Raw genomic sequence first — 19,898 nt, 5'->3', positions numbered from 1 at the left:
GTTACCGCTTTGCGTTCGTATGTTTGGAAAACCGGGTGACGAGTTGGATCAGCCCCATGCAGATCCAGGTGATCGAGAAGGCGATCACCGCAAGCGCGGCAGGCTCGTAAGCCTTGTTCGCGCCGGTCAGCTGCATATAGGGGCCGAATGCCGGCCGGTTGAGGAGCGAGGCGAGGACGAACTCGCCGATGACGATGGCGAAGGTGATGAAGGCGCCCGAGAGCACCGCGACCAGCACGTTCGGCAGGATCACGCGGGCGAGGATCGTGCTCCACCCGGCGCCGAGGCTTTGCGCGGCTTCGGTCAGCGTGCCGACATCGATCGTGCGCAGCCCGGTATCGACCGCGCGATACATGTAAGGCAGCGAGAGCGTGGCATAGCCCAGCATCAGCAGGAGGTTGGTGCCCGTCGTCGTGCCGGTCAGCGGCAGGATCGACGAGGTGTTATAGAGCCGGATATAGCCGAAGACGATCACGATCGGCGGGATCACCAGCGGCAGGAGCGTGATGAACTCCACGACCGGGCGCCAATGCGGCAGCTTGAGACGCACCCAATAGGCGGTCGGCACCACGATCAGCGCGCCCACGAGGATCGTGAAGATCGCCATCACGACGGAGTAGCTGAAGGTCTCGCGGAATTGCGGATCGGCCAGCACCGAGCGGTAAGCGTCGAGCGAATAGACCCCGCGCCGCGCGCGCAGCGAGAATTCAAGCGTGCCAAGCAGCGGCAGCGCGAAATAGAGCGCCCCGAACGCCAGCGCGAGCCAGGACCAGAGTTTCTTGGATTTCATCGCATCCACCTTTCGGAGCGCACGCGGAGCCAGACATAGGCGAGGTTGGCGAGGCCGGTGATGACGATCATCCCGAAGGCCAGCGCGTAGCCCAGATGCGGGTCCTGCAGCACATCGCCGCGGATTTGCGCGTAAAGCATGATCGGCACGATCGACATCGACGAGCCGGTGAGCGCATAGGCCGTCGCCACCGCGCCGAAGCTATTGGCGAACAGCAGCGCCAGCGTGCCCAGAAGCGAGGGCCAGAGGATCGGCAGCGCGACGATGCGCCAATACTGGAAGCCGGTCGCGCCGAGGATGCTCGCCGCCTCTTTCCATTCGCGCTTCAGACCGTCCAGCGCCGGGGTGATGATCAGCACCATCAGCGGGATCTGGAAGAACAGATAGGTGATCGTCAGACCGAAGAAGCTGAGCAGGTTGAAGCCGTGGGTGTAGATGTTGAAGCCGAACCACGACTTCAGCAGCACGGTCACGAGGCCCAGACGTCCCAGCGTCGCGAGGAAGGCGAAGGCCAGCGGCACGCCTGCGAAGTTCGAGGCCACGCCCGAGAAGGTCATCACCGGACCGCGCAGCCAGTTCGGCAGGCCGCCCAGCGTCACGGCTGCGGCCAGCGCGAAGCCGATCAGGCAGCCTACAAGCGCAGTGGCGAGGCTGATCTTGATCGAGATCCAGTAGCTCGCGAGGATCGTCGGTTGAAACAGGTTCACGAGGTTCGACAGCGTGAAGCCCCCGTCGCTCGTCCTAAACGCGCCCACCACGATATACATCGTCGGTGCGATCAGGAACAAAAGCGCGAAGAGCGTGAAGGGAACCATCCCCACCCAAGTCAGCGGCAGCTTGCGGCTTTGCATCGGGCCTCGCTTTGCAGAATTTTCAATAAAGTCGCCCCGCGCGATCAGGCGCGGGGCGTGTGCTTATGCGGGCTCGGTTACTGGACGTTCGCGCCGACGACGCTATCCCAGCCGCCGGTCACGACTTCCTTGTTCGCAGCCTGCGCGTCGAGCGACGGGAAGACCGCCTTGGCGTAGCCCTCGGCGGGCGGCATCGCGTCGAGCATCTTCTGCGGAACCTTGCCGTTGGCCGACAGGTCGTTGAAGCGGATCGGGTGGCAATAGCCTTCCAGCCAGCCAAGCTGACCTTCGTCCGAATAGAGGTATTCCATCCAGAGTTTGGCTGCGTTCGGGTGCGGCGCATAGGCCGAGATCGCCTGAACGTAGACACCGGCGACAACGCCCGATTTCGGCACGACGACGTCGACCGGCGGGTTGCCGTTCAGCGTGTCGCGACCGGCCAGAGCGTTATAGTCCCACTCGACGACGATCGGGGTCGCGCCTTGGGCCAGCGTCCCGGTCTTGCCGATGACGGGCACGAAGTTGCCGTTCTTGTTCATCTCGGCGAAGTACTTCAGACCGGCTTCACCCGAGGCTTTGCCCGGCTCGCCGCCTGCTGCGACGCCCGCGGCCAGAACGCCGAGGATCGCTTGGTTCGAGGCGCGCGGATCGCCCGCCAGAGCCACCGAGTTCGCGTATTCCGGCTTGAGCAGGTCCGACCAGTCCTGCGGCACGTTGTCGACGATGTCCTTGTTCACCGCGAACGACAGCACGCCGTAATAGTCGCCATACCAGTAGCCTTCAGCATCCTTGGCGCTGTCCGGGATCGTGTCCCAGGTCGAGACCTTGTAGGGCTGGATCAGACCCTCGTCCTTGGCCGCCGGGCCGAAGGAAAGGCCCACGTCGATCACGTCGGGCGCCTGCGGACCCTTGTTGTCCTTGTTGGCGCGGATCGCCTCGAGTTCGTCGGCCGAGCCCGCATCGGGGTTCAGTTCGTTCACGGTGATCCCGGGATACTTCTTCTTGAAGCCGTCGATCACGCCCGCGTAGTTGCACCACGAATGCGGCAGCGCGATCGTGGTCAGGCTGCCTTCTTCTTTCGCGGCGGCGTAGAGGTCATCCATGCTGTCGGCGAAGCTGACGCCGGTGCTGGCAGCAAGGGCCATGGCGCTGGCCGCTGCAAGATAACGGAACTTGAAGGTCATTTTCAGGTCTCTCCCCGTTGATGGAGGGCGGTGCCGCCTCATGCGGTCCTGTCTCCCCCGAGCTATTGTCTTTCGACGGTTGTGCCGTCCGGTTGGCTCCGGCATCGGCGACCCTTTATGCGGGCGTTGTAACAGATTTTTGGCAGTACCGATGTTGAAGCAAGATTCCTCATCAACACTAGTTACAGACGCGTGAGCCGCGCCAACGAGCGAGGGCGCTAGCCCCCGCTCGCGCCGATATCAAAAGCACGCCTCGTAAAGCGCGCGGGTATTCTCGGCCGTCATCTCGACCGGGTTGCCGCCACAGGACGGATCTTCCAGCGCCATCTCGACCAGCATGTCGAGATCTTCGCGCTTCACGCCCATCTCGGTCAGGTTCGCCGGGATGGACAATTCGGTGCGCAGGCTCTCGATCCGGGCCTTGAAGCCCTCGAAGCCGCCCGCGATGCCCAGATAAGCCGCCGCGCGGTTGATCCGCTCTTCGATGGTGGCGCGGTTGAAATCGAGCACCATCGGCATCACGCAGGCATTGGTCGTGCCATGATGGGTACCGTAGACCGCGCCGACCGGGTGGCTCAGCGAGTGGATCGCGCCGAGGCCCTTCTGAAAGGCCACCGCCCCCATCGCCGCTGCCGACATCATGTTGGCGCGCGCCTCCAGATCGTCCGGCGTCGTATAGGCGCGCGGAAGGTTCTCGAACACGAGCCGCATCCCTTCGAGCGCGATGCCCTGGCTCATCGGGTGGTAATGCGGGCTGCAGAACGCCTCGAGGCAATGCGCCAGCGCATCCATCCCGGTGCCCGCCGTGATGAAGGGCGGCATGCCGACCGTCAGCTCCGGATCGCAGATCGTGATCGCGGGCATCAGTTTCGGGTGGAAGATGATCTTCTTCTTGTGAGTCTCGGAATTGGTGAGAACGCCCGCGCGCCCGACCTCCGAGCCGGTCCCGGCCGTCGTCGGCACCGCGATGATCGGCGCGATGGCGTCACCGTTCGCGCGCGTCCACCAGTCGCCGATATCCTCCAGATCCCAGACGCTCAGCGAAGCGTCCTGCCCCGCCATCAGCGCGATCATCTTGCCCAGATCGAGCGCGGAGCCGCCGCCGAAGCAGATCACGCCGTCATGGCCACCCGCCTTATAGACCTCGATCCCGGCGGCCATATTGCCCTCGTTCGGGTTCGGATCGACCTCGGAGAAAACCGCGCGGCCAAGGCCCGCCGCGTCCAGCACGTCGAGCGCAGCGGCGGTGATCGGCAGCGCGGCCAGCGCCTTGTCGGTCACCAGAAGCGGCTTCGCGATACCCACGGATTTGCAGTGATCGGCCAGTTCCGAAATCCGGCCGGGGCCGAATTTGATCGTGGTCGGATAGGACCAGTTTGCGGTGGGGGCAGTCATTTCGTCACCTTCTTGAGATGGTAGGATTTCGGACGCGTCAGCGCGTGATAGCCCAGCACCGAAAGCGAGCCGCCACGGCCCGTTTCCTTGCAGCCGGTCCAGCACAGCGCCGGGTCGAGATAGTCGCAGCGGTTCATGAAGACGGTCCCGGTCTGCAGCCGCTTGCCCATCGCCTCTGCGCGGGCGGGATCGGCGGTCCAGATCGAGCAGGTCAGCCCGTAATCGCAATCGTTCATCGCGGCGATGGCTTCCTCGTCGTCCTTCACCGGCATGATGCCGACGACGGGACCGAAGCTTTCCTCGCGCATCACGCGCATCTCGTGGTTCACGTCGACGAGGATCTGCGGCGCGAGATAGGCGCCACCGTCGTCTGCCGGGAACAGCTCGGGGTCGAGCAGCGGCTTCGCGCCATCGGTGATCGCATCCTCGATCTGGCCACGCACCACTTCGGCGAAACGCTTGTTCGCCATCGGGCCCAGCGTCGTTTCCGGCTCGAACGGATTGCCGAGGGTCAGCTTGCTCGCCCAAGCTGCGGCCTTTTCGACGAACGCATCGTAGAGGCTGGCATGGACGTAGATCCGCTCGATCCCGCAGCAGCACTGGCCCGCATTGAACAGCGCGCCATCCATCAGCCCGTCGACCGCCGCGTCCAGATCGGCATCCGCGGCCACATAGCCCGGATCCTTGCCGCCCAGTTCGAGGCCCAGCCCGGTGAAGGTGCCTGCCAGCGCGCGCTCCACCGCGCGGCCGCCGCCGACCGAGCCGGTGAAGTTGACGAAATCGAACGCCTTCGCGCCCATCAGCTCTTCCGACACCTCATGCGTCAGGTAGACGTTCTGGAACACGTCCTGCGGCACGCCCGCCGCGTGGAAGGCTTCGGCGATGCGCTCGCCCACAAGCATGGTCTGCGTCGCATGTTTCAACATCACCGTGTTGCCCGCGATCAGGGCCGGGACCAGCGAGTTGATCACCGTCATATAGGGGTAGTTCCACGGCGCGATGATGAAGACGACGCCCACCGGCTCGCGCGCGATCTGGCGCAGGAAGCTGTCGCTCTGCTCGACCACCATCGGGGCCAGCGCCTCTTCGGCGATCGAGGCCATATAGCCCGCGCGCTCGTTCATGCCGCCGAATTCGCCGCCATAGCGGGTCGGGCGGCCCATCTGCCACGCGAGCTCCTCGACCACGAGATCCTTCATCTCGTTGAGCTTGGCGATGCCCGCCTCGACGAGCGCGATACGCTCGGAGAGCGGGCGCTCGGCCCATGCGGGCTGCGCGGCGCGAAGGCCTGCTGCCAGTGCCTGCGCGTCGGAGGCGCTCAGCGCCTCGCGTTCGGCATAGACCTGCCCGTCGACGGGCGAGATACATTTCAGGGTCTTGGTCATCATGTCTCCTTGCGGGGTGTAGGGCCCCGCGGGTCTGTCAAAACTCAGGCGCGTTCGAAACCGCGCATCCGCTCCCAGTCGGTCACAACTCGGTTCTGTTCTTCGATTTCCCAGCGGGCGGCGCGCACGTAATGGGCCATCACGTCCTCGCCGAAGGCGGATTTAAGCATGTCCGAACCTTCCAGAGCGCCCAGCGCCTCGGTCAGCGATTTCGGCACCTCGGTCACTTCGCCCGCCTTGTAGATGTCGCCCGCGGCTTCCGGCCCCGGGTCCATCTCACCCTCGATCCCGGCCAGCCCCGCCGCCAGAAGCGACGCGCAGGCCAGATAGGGGTTCAGGTCGGCCCCGCCGATACGGCATTCGACGCGAATTCCTTTCGTGCCCTCGCCGCAGATGCGGAAGCCCGCCGTGCGGTTGTCCAAAGACCAGACCGCTTTCGTCGGCGCGAAAAGCCCCTCGCAGAAGCGCTTGTAGCTGTTGGTGTAGGGCGCGAGGAAATAGGTGATCTCGCGCGCATGGGTCAGCTGCCCGGCGAGGAACTGATGCATCAACTCGGACATGCCATTCGGCGCGTCCGTGTCGAAGAAGGCAGGTTTGCCTCCCTTCCAGAGCGACTGGTGCACGTGGCTCGACGAGCCCGCCTTGTCGGTGTGGTATTTCGCCATGAAGGTCGCCGAAAGCCCGTGGGACTGGGCGACTTCCTTGGCGCATTGCTTGACCAGCACATGCATGTCAGCGGTCTGAAGCCCGCCCGCATATTTCACGTTCAACTCTTCCTGACCGCATTCGGCCTCGCCCTTGGAACATTCGACCGGCACACCCGCCGCATAGAGCGCGTTGCGCATCGCCCGCATCGCCGGTTCGGCGCGCGAATTGCCCATCAGCGAATAGTCGACATTGTAACGCGCGACTGGGGTCGGATCGGGATAGCCCGCGTCGAAGAGCTGCGGATAGCTTTCCTCGAACAGGAAGAATTCCAGCTCGGTCGCCATCATCACGTCAAAGCCCATGTCCTTGGCGCGCTTGAGCTGCGATTTCAGCATCTGGCGCGGCGCATGGGGGATCGGCTCGTGGCTGTGATGATCGAGCAAATCGCAGATCACCAGCGCCGTGCCCGGCACCCACGGGATCAGCCGCAGCGTCTCCATGTCAGGCTTCATCACATAATCGCCGTAGCCGCGCTCCCAGCTGGAGGCGTCATAGCCCGGCACGGTGACCATCTCCATATCGGTCGCCAGCAGGTAGTTGCAGCAATGGGTCTCTTCCCATGCGCTGTCGATGAAATGCGCCGCGTGGAACCGCTTGCCCTGAAGCCGTCCCTGCATATCCACAAGGGCTGCGATGACCGTATCGACCTCGCCTGCATTGACCGATTTCTTGAGCGCGTCGAACGATAATTTACGCGACATGAGTTCCTCCGGGATCAAGATCACCGCGCGAGATTGCCGCGCGGTGCGGGGCCCCACAAGAGGGCAAATGTTGCGTCGTAGGGGCAGCGTTTCCGCCGCCCCCGCTTTGCTTAGCCGCAGCGATAGGGCGGGCCTGCCTTCGCCATCGTCGCGTTGTATTTCTTGAAGATGTCGACGACCTTGGCCTTCAATTCGCTCTCGGCCGCGATCTCGTCCCAGAACTTGTGGGCGGCGTCTTCGACCTTCTGCCATTCGGCGTCCGGAATGGTCGTCAGCTCCATATCGGTGCCTTCGACGCGCAGCTTCGCCTCGCCCGACCAGTACCAGTACTGGCGGTGGTAATGCGATTGATCGAAGCAGGTCTTCATCAGCGTCTTCAGACGATCCGGCACTTCATTCCAACGATCCATGTTGGCGAAGAAGTGGCCGATCCAGGCGCCCGAGATGTTGTTGGTCAGGAAGTAGGGCGCGTTCTTGCCCCAACCCGAGGTGTAATCCTCGGTGATGCCCGACCATGCGACGCCGTCGAGCTCGCCCGTCTGCAGCGCGACTTCGACGTCTTCCCACGGGATCGTCACCGGCACGACGCCGAATTGCGCGAGGAAGCGCCCGGCGGTCGGGAAGGTGAAGACCCGCTTGCCGTTGAGATCGTCGAGCGACTTCACCGGCTCTTTCATCGCGAAGTTGCACGGATCCCACGAGCCCGCCGAGATGTGCTTCACACCGACGGCCGAATACTGCTCGTCCCAGATCTCGTTGAGACCCCATTCGTTAAACAGCGTCGGCACATCGAGCGAGTAGCGCAGGCCGAAGGGGAAATAGCCGCCGAAGACGGTGACTTCGGTGGGCGAGGCCATCGAGTCATCGTCGGATTGCACGGCGTCGATCGTGCCCGACTGCATCGCGCGGAACAGCTCGGAGGTCGGCACCAGCTGGTCGGCGTAGTAAAGTTCGATCTCCATCTCGCCATCGGCGATTTCGTTGAAGGTCTTGATGCAATTGTCCACGACCTGTTCGGCCAGCGCGGGGCCGGCATAGGTCTGCATACGCCACTTGATCGGTGTGGTCTGCGCGACGGCCGGGGCCGCAAGGCCCGCCGCAGCCGCACCCACCGCACCGGTGGTGAGGAACTGTCTTCTTGTCGTCATCACTCTCTCTCCTTGTTGGTTGATCCCGGTTTTTCCGGGTTATGGTTATCTTCCAAGCACCGCATGCGGCAGCCAGAGCGCCAGCTGCGGAAAGATCATTACGAGGATCAGCGTCAGGACCATCACGCCCACGAAGGGGATCACCGAGGCGTAGATCACCGGCAGGGTGAAATCCTTCGGCGCCATCGCCTTCATCAGGAACAGGTTATAGCCGAAGGGCGGCGTGAGATAGGCAACCTGACAGGTGATGGTATAAAGGACACCGTACCAGATCATGTCGAAGCCCAGATGCCGGGCGAGCGAGACATAGACCGGGGCCACGATCACCAGCATCGCCGTGTCGTCGAGGAACATCCCCATCACGAGGAAGCTCAGCTGCATCAGGATCAGGATCTGCCACGGGCCGAGGCCGAGGCTGTCGGTGAAGAAATCCTCGATCGCGCGGCCCGCGCCAAGACCGTCGAACACCGCCCCGAAGGAGAGCGCCGCGGTGATGATCAGCATGAACATCACGGTGATCTTGAGCGTGTTCTCGGTCGAAACCTTGAAGACCTGCCAGGTGAAGCGCCGCTTGATCGCCGCCGCGAAGACGGCCGCCAGCGCGCCGATCACCGAGGCTTCGGTCAGGCTCGCCCAGCCCTTCAGGAAAGGCACCATCATCGCAACGAAGATGAAGACCGGCATCAGGCCCGCGCGCAGAAGGCGCAGCTTCTCGCGCATGGTGATCATGGCGCGCTCTTCCGCATCCATCGGCGGCGCGAGGTCCGGGTTCATTTTGCAGCGGATCACGATATAGGCGACGAAAAGCGTGGCCATCAGCAGCCCCGGCACCGCACCTGCCAGCCACAGCTCCGACACCGGCTGGCGCGCGATCAGCGAGAACAGCACCAGCACGACCGAGGGCGGGATCAGGATGCCCAAGGACGACCCCGCCTGAATGACACCCGAGATCATCAGCTTGTCGTAGTTCCGGCGCAGCAGTTCCGGCAGCGCGATCGTCGCCCCAATGGCCATGCCCGCGACCGACAGACCGTTCATCACCGAGATCATCACCATCAGCATGATCGTCCCGATGGCGAGGCCGCCCGGTAATGGCCCGAACCAGACGTGGAACATCCGATAGAGGTCTTCGGCCAGACGGCTCTCGGACATCACGTAGCCCATGTAGACGAACATCGGCAGCGTCAGAAGCGGCGTCCATTTCATCAGCTTCATGACCGAGCCGAAGCCCATCTGCGTACCGCCCGGCCCCCAGAGCCAGAACGCCGCGACTACGGCGACGAAACCGATCGCGCCGAAGACGCGCTGACCGGTCAGCATCATCAGCAGCATCGTCGAGAACATCAAAAGGGCGATGGTGTTGTGATCCATCAGATTTCCTCTCCGCGAATAGTCGCGACATCGCGGATCAGAAGTGCCACGGCCTGCAGGAACAGAAGCGCGAAGCCCGTGGTGATGATGACCTTGATCGGCCACAGCACCGGACGCCACGCGGTCGGGTTTCGCTCGTTATATTCGAAGGAATAGACCGTGGAATCGAAGGCCGAGTAGACCATGATCCCAAGGTAGAACATCAGCGCGAAAACGGTGAAGGCATCCCACCAGGCCTGCCCTTTCGGAGACCAGCGGGAATACAGCAGGTCCATCCGGACGTTCGTGTCGCCCTGAAGCGTCCACGGCGCGCCGAGCATGTAATAGGCGACCAGCGTGAACTGGGCCATCTCGAGCGTCCAGAGCGCGGGGATTTCGAAGATCTTCGTCAGCGATGAGAACAGCATGATCGCCATCATCACGTAGAGCAGGTACATCGCCACCTTGCCGAGCTTGCGGTTGAACCCGTCGATCAGGCGAACATAGGCGACACTCCAGCGTGGCATCAGGCGGCCTCCCCGTTATTTGCGGCGATCTGCGACAGCGCGGCTTGCAGCACCGGGGCAAGCGTCGCAGCCATCGCCTCTTGCGCGGCGGGATCGGCGATCAGATCGTTGCGCAGCTCCAGCATGACATTCGGCAGCCCCATCGGCGTGGCCTGCAGCGCGAGCGTATGACAGACGCCATCGGCGCCCGAGTAAGGTTCGTTAAGACGCGCATCGAGTTCGGTGACACGGCGGGCTTCATCGAGAACCGCCTGCGCCAGGCTCGGATCGGCATCGTGGATCACGCCAAGCTCGACCGCACGCGGCTTGCCGAACCAGATCGGCGTGAAGGAATGCACGGTGACCAGCGTCGTTGGCCTGCCGCGTGCCAACCGCTCGGCGATGAGACCGCGCAGCGCGGCATGGAATGGCAGGTAAAGCGCCTCGGTGCGGGCGCTGCGATCCTCGGGCGACAGCTCCGCATTGCCGGGAATGTCGTGAATCTCGGAAGTCACGGGCATTGCACCCGGATGATGCGGCGGGCGGTTAAGATCGTAGATCAAGCGCGACTGGCGGGCCGCGACCAGCGGTGCGTGCAATTTCGCAGCCAAACCACGCGCAAGGCCCAGCGCGCCGGGATCCCAAGCGATATGCGCCTCGCGCTGATCGGGGGTCAGACCCAGATCGCCCCAAGGCGCCGGAAAAACATTCGACGCATGTTCGCAGACCAGAACGACCTCACCCGGTCGATCCGCGCCTTCGATTTCCACCGCTGCATGCGCGCTGTTCAAATCGGTCCCTCTCTGTTGAGCGGCGCGATTCTACGTCGCGTCCTGGGGTCAGGCTCGCCCCGCCAAGCCGCATCTGTCAAGAAAATTTCAGAGAAGAAAATTCTGTTACAATCATTTCTAACTTGATTCGCACGGGGGTGCCCGATTTGTCAGCAGCGACGCAAAGCATCGAAGACAGGCTCCGGACGGGCATCGAAGAGATGACCCGGACCGAGAAACAACTCGCCGGACATATCCTGCGCCACTATCCGATGGCGCTTCTGGGATCTGTCGCGCAGCTGGCGCGGGCCGCCGAGGTCTCCTCTCCCACCGTGGTGCGATTGGCGCAGAAGATGGGCTATGGCGGCTATCCGGGGCTGCAGCAGGCGGTGCGCGACGAGTTGGAGGCGCAGCTTGTCTCGCCGCTGGTCAAGCACGATCGCTGGGCGGGGGATGCGCCCGACACCCATATGATCAACCGCTTCGCCGATACGGTTCTGGGCAATCTGCAGGCGACGCTGAAGCAGATCGACCACGCCGAGTTCGACGCCGCTGCCGCGCTGATGGCCGATCCCAAACGCCGCATCTTCGCGACTGGGGGCCGGATCACCGGCCCGATCGCCGCCTATTTCGTGGCGCATATGAAGGTGATCCGCCCCGGCGTCGAACTGCTAGAGCCGCTGTCGAACAGCTGGCCGCCCGCGCTTCTCGAGATGCAGAAGGGCGACGTGCTCTTGGTTTTCGACATTCGCCGCTACGAATCGAGCGTGCTGCAACTGGTGGAGATGGCGGTCGAGCAGGGGGCGGAAGTCGTGCTGATCACCGACCCTTGGGTCTCGCCCGCCGCAACCCATGCGCGCTATCGCTTCTCGGCGCAGATCGAAGCGCCCTCGGCGTGGGATTCGACGGTCGCGATTCAGGTTCTGGTCGAAACGCTTATGGCCGCGATCCAGTCGCTGACATGGGAAGAAACCTCGGCCCGCATGGCGCGGCTGGAGGCGCTGTACGACCGCGCGCGCTTTTTCCGCAGGAAATAAGGCCCAGCGCGCGCCTGCGCGAAAACGCACAGCCCGGAAACGAAAAAGTCGCGCAACCCGGATGAGTCGCGCGACTTTTTGAATAATGGTGCCCAGGAGATGCAGGCTCGAGGGAGAAAGCAATTTTTCTCTCGGGCGTCGGAAGTTCCCAGTTTCTTTGGAGAAATTTCTCCACCCAACTGCGGGTGAAATTTGCGAGAACTCCACCCGGATGGGGCAACGGGGAAGACCTACTACTTCCGCATGCGCGTCCCGAATGAGTTTACGGACGTCGAACCTCTCCGTGAGATTAACAGGTCTCTTAAGACGAGGGACTTCATAGAGGGCGAGGCACGCTGTGCGAACGTCAGGCTTGCTCTCTCCACCGAGTGGAGGGCCCGTCGCGCCGGGCGTGCCGCAGACACACGAGCTATGTTCGACGCCTTGGTCGACATACTGAAGGCCTGGGGCATGAGCTTCAGCCCGATGGAAGACCTGATTACGGGACCTCTCAGCGACCTCCATTCCCAAATCGAGGCCATTGCCAATGTGGATCCTCTGTCGCCCGCAGTCCCGGCAGCACTCGGAGCCAAAGGCCTCCCCGACCTGTCTCTCTATGAGAGCCAAAGGCATGCCCATCCTGAAGGCGAATGAGGTTCGTGAGAAGAACACACGTCAACGCTTACCTATTTTCAGATGCCAGAGCGGTTTGGCGTGGGTGGAAGTCCCGCGCCCGACACGGCAGCCTGACAGGTTTGAAGCGTCACGGCGCGGCGGAATGACGACCACCGCATAGGCATGAGGTCACTCGATGGACCGTAACCGCCCTATTCCAGCGATGCCGCGAGGGCGCGCGCTGCGTCCTTGCCCAGCCGCGCGCCCGGCGCGCCCAAGACCGCGCCGCCGACTGTCTGTCCCATGCCGACCGCCTGTTCGACCGGGTGACCAAGAAGACGGGCGGCAAGATAGCCCGCATTGAACGCGTCGCCCGCGCCGGTGGTATCACGCAGCTCTGTCAGAACTGGGGTGTCGCGCCGACCGGTGCGCCCCTCGGCAAGATACCAGACGGGGCGCGCGCCATCCTTCACGGCGATCTCCGCCACCCCCTGCCCGCTCAATCGCGCCAAGGTCTGTTCCGGTGTCGCATCGCCCCACAAGGCAGCCTCGTCGTCAAAACTCGGCAGCGCGATATCGGTATGGGCGAGCATGCGCAGACACGTGTCACGCGCCTCCTCCGGCGATTGCCAGAGCCGTGGCCGATAGTTCGGATCGAAGGAAATACGCGCGCCATCGCTGCGCGCCTTGGCAATCGCGTCGAACAACGTCTCGCGCGCCTCCGGCGAGAGAATGGCGAGGGTGATGCCCGACACATGGACGAGATCCGCGCCGGACAAGGCGCGCCCGAGGGTATCGGGATCATCCGCGAGCCGACGCGCCGCAGAGAGCTGGCGCCAATAGTGAAAACTGCGCTCCGCCCCCTCCAGTTCGATCATGTAGAGGCCCATCTCGCGCTCGGCATCGCGCTGCACGGTGGAGATGTCCAAGCCATCCGCCTCCATCTCGGCGAGGAAACGACCGGACAGCTTATCCTCGCCGATGCGCGTGACGAAGCCCGCCCGGGCACGCGATCCAAGCAGTTGCGCCGCATGCCACAGCGTGTTGAACGTATCGCCCGCATAGCCGAGGCGGAACGTGCCGCCCTCGACCGGGGCGAGTTCCAGCATCGCTTCGCCGATGGCGACCATCTTCTTCGGGTTCTCACTCATTCGCGCAGGCCTTTCGCGTCGAGGTCAAAGATGCGTCCGGTCAGCCAATCGGGCCAATCCCGCTCGAAGAACGCGCGCGCGCTCTCGTCGAAGCTGCGGTTTTCGCGGGTGTCGATCTTCAAATCTTCCCCTTCCAGACGGACGAGGATTTGCGTCTGCTTGTCGGTGTCGCGCTCCGTTTTGAAGCGGAACGCGCCCAGATCCGTGTTGCGCGCCATCGGGATCGCTTCGCCCTCATCGGAACAGATCGCGCGCGCGCCGCGGCTGCCACCGCCTTGCGAGATATACCGGTCGAGCGCGGCAAGGACGGCCTCGGAGGCAAGTGCCATCTGCTGCCACTGGATCGCACGCCCGCCATCGCCCACGCGCTCCGGGGCGATCCCGCCGCTGCGCAAGCTCCGGTTCAACTGGCGCGCCGCTGCAAGCGCTTCGGCCACGTCCTCGCTGTTGCAGATCATCCCGGCATGGTCGCTCATCCGGGCCTGAACTTCGTCGCGGACCGACTTCACGGAATGCGCGCTGTCCGTGTTCAACCGTGCAAGCAGATCCGTCACCGCCGCAGTGAGGGCCGCCGATCCGACGGCATCCGGCGCATGCGCCGTGCGGCTCGCGCCGATATGCTCGCCAACGCGGGTGCCGAAGACCTGACCGGCGTTCAGGGCCGATCCGCCCGGGCGCGTCACGCCATGCGTGCCCGCCGCCTCGCCCGCGGCATAGACACCGCGGAGGTTGGAGCGCCCCCACGGATCGACCGCGATCCCGCCATTCATATGCTGGTTGTTCACCGCGAATTCGAGCGGCGCGGCGGCGATGTCGACCTTGTAGCGACGGTACAGTTCGATCGCGAGCGGGTTCATGTGGCGCAGCCGGTCGATCGGCAACTCCTGATCCGCCCCGGCCGTGCCCAGATAGGTCCGCACATCCTCGTCGAGGCGGGTAAGATCGAAGGGCTGATCCCCGGGCACCGGAAGCGGGTTGCGGTTGAAGTCCATGAAGACCCGGCGCCCCGCAGCGCTCTCGCGCCAAATCGCCAGATCGACGAGGCTCGACGCGAAATCCAACATCCGCGTCGCGTGGAACGGCCATTGATAGCCCTTGCGGAACACGTTGGAGGCCAACTCCTGCGTCGTCCGGTAATATTGCGCGAGGAAATGATGCTCGCGCCCTTCGGCATCGACCGAATAGATATGCGGCAGGGATTGCACGTAAGTCCCCGAGAGGTTCCACGGGAACCCTTCGCGGCGCGTACCGATGCCGAACTGGCTCTCGGTGAGGTTCACCAGTTCGATCCCCGCTTCAAGCGCGAGACCCAGCGTGCCAAAACAGCCATTAGGATAGACGCTGTCGCGATAAAGCTCACCCGGCCCGCCTGCCGCGAGCACGACATTCGGCGCGGCAAACAGCACGAGACCGTATGGGTTGGCGTCGCTGCGGTCGGATTTGCGGAACGCCAGCGCCCCGGTGACACGGCGGTCGCCCCCCTCTCCTTCGGTGAGCAGTTGCACGACCGTCGTGTGGTTGAAGATCGGCACGTGGAGCCGCAGCGCCTCTTCCGCCAGCACCTTGACCATCAGCCGCGAGGTTCTGGGGCCGCAACTCGTCGCGCGCCCGGTCTCGTCATGGTCGGTCTTGTAGCGCAGCGTCGCGCCGAACCGGTCCTGCGGCAGCGGCAGGCCGAGATATTGCAGCGAGGCCATCATGCGCGGCGAGCCGACCGCCTCGATATAGGCCGTATCCTCGTCCATTGCGCCGCCAGCCCGGATCGCCCGCGCCATCGCCTGAAAATCATCCCCGTGATCGGCGGTATTCGCGGTGTGCAGCGTCTGCTTGTCGGAGCCCGAGCAGGCGGAGGTCCCGCCCCAGGCGCTCTGGCTCGCGACGATCACCTCGCCGCCGCGCCGCTTGAGTTCGACGGCGGCGCGAAGGCCAGCCGCCCCGCTGCCGACGACGAGGCAGCCGGTGAGATAGACCGGCAGGGTGAGGCCCGCGACCTCGAGCATCTCCGGGACCGCCTCGTCGGCCCGCAGCCGCGGCATCTCGATATCGGTCAGGGCGTCGAGGATTTCCTGAGGGATTGCACTGTCCATGTCTTGGCTCCGTTTGCGGTGCGATCAGCTTTGCGGAATGTCGACCCAGGCGCGTTGCCGGGATGAGCTCATGCAGGCGTCGACGATCTGGGTGATGTGATGGCCTGTCTCGAAGGTCGGCCACATCGCCTTGCCGGAGACGATGGAGCGGATGACCTCCGCCGCTTCGATGATCTTGGTCTCGTTATAGCCGAGCGCAAAATTCGGTAGCGGCAGGAAGGCCGCGTAGGTCGGATGCTCGGGCCCGACATCGATCTCGCGGTAGCCGCGGCGCCCGATCGGATCGGCATTGGTGTAGAAGCGCAGCCGGTTCACCTCGTCGAACGTATAGGCGAGGCTGCCTTTCGTGCCGTAGATCTCGTAGGTCTGCATGAATTTGCGCCCGGTCGCTACACGGCTGAAATCCACGATCCCGTTCGCACCGTTCTCGAACGTGCACAGAATCTGGCTCGCGTCGGGATTGGTGATATCGGCCCATTCCTCGCTGCCGGTCAGCTCTGCCGTCTCGCCAAGCCCCAGCCCTTCGATCTTGGGACGGCGCGGCGTGACGATGATGTTGTTGGCGATCAGAGACGTGACGCGACCGACGAGGAATTCCATGAAGCTGAAGACATGGCTGCCGGTATCCCCGACGATCCCGGTCGGTGCGAGCGACCCATCGGCGCGCCACATATAGGGCACCATCGGGTCGCCATACATGTCGACATGCTGGCACCCTTTGAACATCGTGATCTCGCCGATCTCGCCCGCATCGATGATCTCCTTCGCGAGATCATGGACGGGGTTGCGCGGGAAGCCGTGGCCGACGCGGGTGATCAGGCCGCGCGCCTTCGCGATATCGGCAAGCTCGCGCGCCTCCTCGGCGGACTCGGCAAGGGGCTTTTCGCAGAAGACATGCTTGCCCGCTTCGAGCGCGGCTTTCGCGACCTCGTAATGCAGGTTGTCGGGCAGGCAGATATCCACAAGATCAACCTCGGGATCGGCGATCACCTCGCGCCAGTCCTGAACGATCCGCGCACCGGGCACCCGGGCGGCAAGCTCCTGCGCCCGCGCGGGATTGCGATCGACGAGGGTGACGACGCGCGCCGTACCTCCCTCGGTCCCGAAGAAATGCGGAAAAGTCTCGTAGGCCATCGTGTGGACTTTGCCCATCCACCCCGAAGCGCCGAGCACGGCAACGCGGATCTCTGTCATTAGAACACTCCTCTCCTGTTCGCGCCGGTGTCTCTCCGCGCGGTCTCGTCTCTGTTTCGTCCGAACGGGCGGGCCTCCCGTCTCCCTGTCGTCTCAGCCCGCAGGCGTCTCGCCACTCGATCCACGAATGGCCAGCGAGACCGGCGTGCGGATTTCCGGCGCCGGTACCTTGTCGTTCTCGAGCCAGGCCAGGATCGTTTCGGCGACAAGCTTCCCGAAGCCGTCAATATCGCAGCGCACCGAGCTGAGCGGCGGCCAGGAATGGGCCGCTTCCTCGATGTCATCGAAGCCCACGATGCGCAGATCGCGCCCGACATTGCGCCCGATCTCGGCGCAGCCCGAAATCATCCCGAGCGCGACCTGATCGTTGAAGCAGACCGCGGCATCGACCTCCGGATGATCCTTTGCCAACGCGTGCGCCGCCTCCCTGCCGAAGGCGCGGCTCGCGCTGCCGGTCAGAACATGGGGCTCGAGCCCGGCGCTCTCGATCGCACTCAGATAGCCCGCCATGCGTTCCTGCGTGACCGCCCGGCCTTCCAGACCGCCAACGAAAGCGATCCGCTTCGCGCCTTGTTCGAGGAGATGCTCTGTCGCGATGCGCGTCCCGTTCGGATAGTCCGGCGCGGCGAAGGGGAAGAGCTCGGTCCGCATCTCGACTTTACGCAGCACCTGCATCGCCGGAATGCCCGCCCGCTGAAGCGCCTCGAAGCTCAGCGCCTCGTCGCCATAGGCGGGCGACAGGATCATCGCGGAGACGCCGTGCTCGATCATCGCCTCGACCACCTGCGCCTGCAGCTGGGGGTCTTCGTCGGTATTGGCCACGACCGCAGCATAGCCGCGGCTCGACAACGCCATTTGGACGGATGTCGCGAATTCGGTGAAGAATGGGTTGCGCAGGTCGTTGATCACGAGACCGACGAGCCCGGCCCCCGCGCTGCGCAGATTGGCCGCCGCCCGGTTATAGACATAGCCGATCTCGGTCATCGCAGCCTGCACCTGCTCGCGCGTTTTCTGCTTCACCAAGGGGCTGTTCTGGATCACGAGGCTGACGGTCGATTTCGAGACCCCGGCCTTGCGCGCCACGTCGATGATCGTCGGTCTGCGGTCGCTCGGCGCCATGTCACGCCCCCTGCGGCTGTGCCGCGATCTCAAGGTCGAAAACGAGGATGCCGTCGATCCCGCCTTGGGCGTTGGCCACGAGCTTCGCACCGAGCGCCCGGTGATCGGGATGTTCCTGATAGGCGGCGAGCGCCTCCCAGTCGCGGAAATCGACGGTGAAGCCGTGCATGTAGCCGCGCTCGATCTTCTCGGGGCTCTCGGAGCGGCCCGCGCAGATCGCGCCAAGCCCGTCCACCTTGCCCTCGATCGCGTTCAGCTCCTCCCAGAGCGGCGCGATCTCTTCCTCGCTCAGCTCGGGTTTAAATTTGACGAGAACGATGTGGCGCACTGTCATGTCAGCCTCCATGTGACGCGCGGATCATATCGGCGGCTTTCTCGCCGATCATGATCGCCGCGGCGTTGGTGTTGGACGAGATCACGCGCGGCATGATCGAGTTATCGACGACGCGCAGTCCCTCGATCCCGTTGAACCGCAATGTCGGGTCTACGACAGCTCCCGGATCGGCGCCCATGCGACATGTCCCCGCGCAGTGATGCGACGTTTTCGAATGGGTGCAGATGAAATCGAAGTAATCCTCATCGGTTCGGACATCGGGCCCGGGAAGGCGCTCGGCGAGGATATATTTGCGCAAGGGCGATTGCGACAGGATTTCCTGCGTCAGCTTCAGCCCCCGGATCGACATTTCGCGATCGAGCGGATCCTGCAGATAGTTCGGATCGATCAACGGCGCCTTCGCCGGATCGTCGCTTTGCAGGCGGACGCTGCCGCGCGAGCGCGGGCGCAGGTAACAGGAATTGAGCGTGATACCGCCCTGCGGCATCGAGACGACGCCGTGTTCGATGCCGGTCCCGAGCCCGAGATGGAACTGCAGATCCGGGGACCGCGACTCGGGATCGGCATACCAGAAGCCGCCGGTTTCGAACAAAGACGACGCCACCGGCCCCTTGCGTCCGAACAGATATTGCAGCCCCGCCAGCGCCGCCCAATGCGGTTTCGCATAACGGTCGTAGCTATAGGGGCCCGACAGTTCGCTGATGCAATAAAGGTCGAGGTGATCCTGCAGATTGGACCCCACCTCCGGCTGGTCGAAGACGACATCGATCCCGAGCGAGGCCAGCTCGTCCGCCGGTCCGATCCCCGACAGCTGCAGGAGCCGCGGCGAGCCGATCGCCCCCGAACAGAGCAGCACTTCGCTTTCCGCCCGCAACCGCGTGCCATCGACAAGCTCGACCCCTATCGCGCGGCCATTCTCGACCACGATCCGGCGCACCTGCGCACCCAGCTGCACCGTCAGGTTCTCGCGGTGACGGTTCGGCGCGACATAGGCCATCGCCGCCGAGGAGCGGCGCACGTTGCGCTGGGTCAGCTGATAATAGGCGACGCCGTCCTGCTTCTCGCCGTTCACGTCGTAATTGCGCGGGATACCAAGCTCCGCTGCCGCTTCGAAATAGGCCTCGCAGACCGGCAGGGGGGCGCGCGGGTCGCTCACGCCGAGCGGACCGCCCTTGCCGTGATACCGGTTCTCGAGGCTCGCGTTATCCTCGGCCTTGCGGAAATAGGGCAGCACGTCCTCATAGCCCCAGCCGGTGCATCCCATCTGACGCCATTCGTCGTAATCGCGCGCATTGCCGCGGGTATAGACCTGCGCGTTGATCGCGGAGCCGCCGCCGATCACCTTGGCCTGAGTGTAGCGAAAGACCTTGTTCTGCATGTGCCGCTGCGGAACCGTTTCCCAGCCCCAGCTGCCGATGCCCTTGGTCATCTTCGCGAAGCCCGCGGGCAGATGATAGAACGGGTGGCGATCGCTGCCGCCCGCCTCGAGCAGCAGGACGTCCGCCGACGGATCCTCGGAGAGACGCCCGGCCAGCACCGAGCCCGCCGAACCGCCGCCGATAATGATGAAATCGTAAGTCGTCTTCATGCTGGC

Annotated in this window: 18 protein-coding genes and 1 pseudogene; 3 read left to right on the top strand and 16 right to left on the bottom strand. The window is 64.0% G+C overall.

From position 1 onward, the window contains the following. Position 1: 1 nt before the first annotated feature. From AKL02_RS00230 to AKL02_RS00185, 10 genes are all read right to left on the bottom strand, one after another. Positions 2-790 (bottom strand): ABC transporter permease, encoded by a 789-nt coding sequence (locus AKL02_RS00230; protein WP_078541553.1) that lies wholly within the window; start codon positions 788-790, stop codon positions 2-4. Beyond that, positions 787-1,641 carry an ABC transporter permease gene (locus AKL02_RS00225; RefSeq protein WP_078522181.1) on the bottom strand — a complete coding sequence of 285 codons (855 nt, stop codon included), beginning with the start codon at positions 1,639-1,641 and terminating at the stop codon, positions 787-789. The genes AKL02_RS00230 and AKL02_RS00225 overlap by 4 nt, the downstream gene beginning before the upstream one ends. 77 nt (positions 1,642-1,718) lie before the next feature. Further along, complete coding sequence (locus tag AKL02_RS00220; RefSeq protein WP_408648145.1) at positions 1,719-2,786, bottom strand: ABC transporter substrate-binding protein; 1,068 nt, start codon at positions 2,784-2,786, stop codon at positions 1,719-1,721. Between the two features lie 279 nt (positions 2,787-3,065). Further along, the gene (locus AKL02_RS00215; protein ID WP_083076661.1) at positions 3,066-4,220 is read right to left on the bottom strand and encodes an iron-containing alcohol dehydrogenase; all 1,155 of its coding nucleotides are present in this window, start codon (positions 4,218-4,220) and stop codon (positions 3,066-3,068) included. Beyond that, positions 4,217-5,605, bottom strand: coding sequence for an aldehyde dehydrogenase family protein (locus AKL02_RS00210; RefSeq protein ID WP_083076665.1), 1,389 nt, complete (start codon positions 5,603-5,605; stop codon positions 4,217-4,219). The genes AKL02_RS00215 and AKL02_RS00210 overlap by 4 nt, the downstream gene beginning before the upstream one ends. Positions 5,606-5,649: 44 nt before the next feature. Further along, the gene (locus AKL02_RS00205) at positions 5,650-7,014 is read right to left on the bottom strand and encodes a glutamine synthetase family protein (protein ID WP_083076669.1); all 1,365 of its coding nucleotides are present in this window, start codon (positions 7,012-7,014) and stop codon (positions 5,650-5,652) included. A 110-nt stretch (positions 7,015-7,124) separates the two neighbouring features. Beyond that, positions 7,125-8,162: a TRAP transporter substrate-binding protein gene (locus tag AKL02_RS00200; RefSeq protein ID WP_078522177.1), complete on the bottom strand. Its 1,038-nt coding sequence runs from the start codon at positions 8,160-8,162 to the stop codon at positions 7,125-7,127. Positions 8,163-8,207: 45 nt separating this feature from the next. Continuing rightward, entirely contained in the window at positions 8,208-9,533 is a 1,326-nt protein-coding gene (locus tag AKL02_RS00195; protein WP_083076673.1) for a TRAP transporter large permease, read from the bottom strand. Next, complete coding sequence (locus AKL02_RS00190; protein ID WP_078522175.1) at positions 9,533-10,039, bottom strand: TRAP transporter small permease subunit; 507 nt, start codon at positions 10,037-10,039, stop codon at positions 9,533-9,535. Before AKL02_RS00190 ends, AKL02_RS00195 begins: the two co-directional genes overlap by 1 nt. Continuing rightward, a complete protein-coding gene (locus tag AKL02_RS00185; RefSeq protein WP_083076676.1) occupies positions 10,039-10,809 on the bottom strand; it encodes an N-formylglutamate amidohydrolase in 771 nt (256 codons plus the stop codon). Before AKL02_RS00185 ends, AKL02_RS00190 begins: the two co-directional genes overlap by 1 nt. Before the next feature lie 200 nt (positions 10,810-11,009). On the opposite strand from AKL02_RS00185, the gene AKL02_RS00180 reads away from it, so the two are divergent. The 3 genes and pseudogenes from AKL02_RS00180 (at position 11,010) to AKL02_RS00175 (ending at position 12,458) form a co-directional block, all read left to right on the top strand. Continuing rightward, entirely contained in the window at positions 11,010-11,825 is an 816-nt protein-coding gene (locus AKL02_RS00180; protein ID WP_332836473.1) for a MurR/RpiR family transcriptional regulator, read from the top strand. 243 nt (positions 11,826-12,068) lie between these two features. After that, positions 12,069-12,149, top strand: a pseudogene (locus AKL02_RS21255) (hypothetical protein); the annotation flags it as partial. Between the two features lie 87 nt (positions 12,150-12,236). Further along, complete coding sequence (locus AKL02_RS00175) at positions 12,237-12,458, top strand: hypothetical protein (protein ID WP_133051935.1); 222 nt, start codon at positions 12,237-12,239, stop codon at positions 12,456-12,458. A gap of 173 nt (positions 12,459-12,631) precedes the next feature. Here AKL02_RS00175 and AKL02_RS00170 read toward each other — a convergent pair whose 3' ends face one another. The 6 genes from AKL02_RS00170 to AKL02_RS00145 form a co-directional block, all read right to left on the bottom strand. Beyond that, complete coding sequence (locus AKL02_RS00170) at positions 12,632-13,570, bottom strand: sugar kinase (RefSeq protein ID WP_083076682.1); 939 nt, start codon at positions 13,568-13,570, stop codon at positions 12,632-12,634. Beyond that, entirely contained in the window at positions 13,567-15,657 is a 2,091-nt protein-coding gene (locus tag AKL02_RS00165) for an FAD-dependent oxidoreductase (protein WP_083076686.1), read from the bottom strand. The genes AKL02_RS00170 and AKL02_RS00165 overlap by 4 nt, the downstream gene beginning before the upstream one ends. A 24-nt stretch (positions 15,658-15,681) precedes the next feature. Continuing rightward, positions 15,682-16,851, bottom strand: a complete 1,170-nt coding sequence (locus tag AKL02_RS00160; RefSeq protein ID WP_083076689.1) for a Gfo/Idh/MocA family protein — start codon at positions 16,849-16,851, stop codon at positions 15,682-15,684. Positions 16,852-16,944: 93 nt separating this feature from the next. After that, positions 16,945-17,970, bottom strand: coding sequence for a LacI family DNA-binding transcriptional regulator (locus tag AKL02_RS00155; protein WP_083076693.1), 1,026 nt, complete (start codon positions 17,968-17,970; stop codon positions 16,945-16,947). Between the two features lies 1 nt (position 17,971). Next, positions 17,972-18,304 (bottom strand): Dabb family protein, encoded by a 333-nt coding sequence (locus AKL02_RS00150; protein WP_108722336.1) that lies wholly within the window; start codon positions 18,302-18,304, stop codon positions 17,972-17,974. 1 nt (position 18,305) lies between these two features. Next, positions 18,306-19,892, bottom strand: a complete 1,587-nt coding sequence (locus AKL02_RS00145; RefSeq protein ID WP_083076700.1) for a GMC family oxidoreductase — start codon at positions 19,890-19,892, stop codon at positions 18,306-18,308. Between the last annotated feature and the right edge of the window lie 6 nt (positions 19,893-19,898).

Source organism: Thioclava electrotropha (assembly GCF_002085925.2).
Lineage (GTDB): Bacteria > Pseudomonadota > Alphaproteobacteria > Rhodobacterales > Rhodobacteraceae > Thioclava > Thioclava electrotropha.
The sequence above is the reverse complement of the archived record's forward strand: the minus strand, read 5'-3'. Positions and strand labels throughout refer to the sequence as shown.

Bases quoted from the DNA above. Each gene is read 5' to 3' on its own strand.
- AKL02_RS00230 (WP_078541553.1), bottom strand. From the start codon at position 790: ATGAAATCCAAGAAACTCTGGTCCTGGCTCGCGCTGGCGTTCGGGGCG.
- AKL02_RS00225 (WP_078522181.1), bottom strand. From the start codon at position 1,641: ATGCAAAGCCGCAAGCTGCCGCTGACTTGGGTGGGGATGGTTCCCTTC.
- AKL02_RS00220 (WP_408648145.1), bottom strand. From the start codon at position 2,786: ATGGCCCTTGCTGCCAGCACCGGCGTCAGCTTCGCCGACAGCATGGAT.
- AKL02_RS00215 (WP_083076661.1), bottom strand. From the start codon at position 4,220: ATGACTGCCCCCACCGCAAACTGGTCCTATCCGACCACGATCAAATTC.
- AKL02_RS00210 (WP_083076665.1), bottom strand. From the start codon at position 5,605: ATGACCAAGACCCTGAAATGTATCTCGCCCGTCGACGGGCAGGTCTAT.
- AKL02_RS00205 (WP_083076669.1), bottom strand. From the start codon at position 7,014: ATGTCGCGTAAATTATCGTTCGACGCGCTCAAGAAATCGGTCAATGCA.
- AKL02_RS00200 (WP_078522177.1), bottom strand. From the start codon at position 8,162: ATGACGACAAGAAGACAGTTCCTCACCACCGGTGCGGTGGGTGCGGCT.
- AKL02_RS00195 (WP_083076673.1), bottom strand. From the start codon at position 9,533: ATGGATCACAACACCATCGCCCTTTTGATGTTCTCGACGATGCTGCTG.
- AKL02_RS00190 (WP_078522175.1), bottom strand. From the start codon at position 10,039: ATGCCACGCTGGAGTGTCGCCTATGTTCGCCTGATCGACGGGTTCAAC.
- AKL02_RS00180 (WP_332836473.1), top strand. From the start codon at position 11,010: ATGACCCGGACCGAGAAACAACTCGCCGGACATATCCTGCGCCACTAT.
- AKL02_RS00175 (WP_133051935.1), top strand. From the start codon at position 12,237: ATGTTCGACGCCTTGGTCGACATACTGAAGGCCTGGGGCATGAGCTTC.
- AKL02_RS00170 (WP_083076682.1), bottom strand. From the start codon at position 13,570: ATGAGTGAGAACCCGAAGAAGATGGTCGCCATCGGCGAAGCGATGCTG.
- AKL02_RS00165 (WP_083076686.1), bottom strand. From the start codon at position 15,657: ATGGACAGTGCAATCCCTCAGGAAATCCTCGACGCCCTGACCGATATC.
- AKL02_RS00160 (WP_083076689.1), bottom strand. From the start codon at position 16,851: ATGACAGAGATCCGCGTTGCCGTGCTCGGCGCTTCGGGGTGGATGGGC.
- AKL02_RS00155 (WP_083076693.1), bottom strand. From the start codon at position 17,970: ATGGCGCCGAGCGACCGCAGACCGACGATCATCGACGTGGCGCGCAAG.
- AKL02_RS00150 (WP_108722336.1), bottom strand. From the start codon at position 18,304: ATGACAGTGCGCCACATCGTTCTCGTCAAATTTAAACCCGAGCTGAGC.
- AKL02_RS00145 (WP_083076700.1), bottom strand. From the start codon at position 19,892: ATGAAGACGACTTACGATTTCATCATTATCGGCGGCGGTTCGGCGGGC.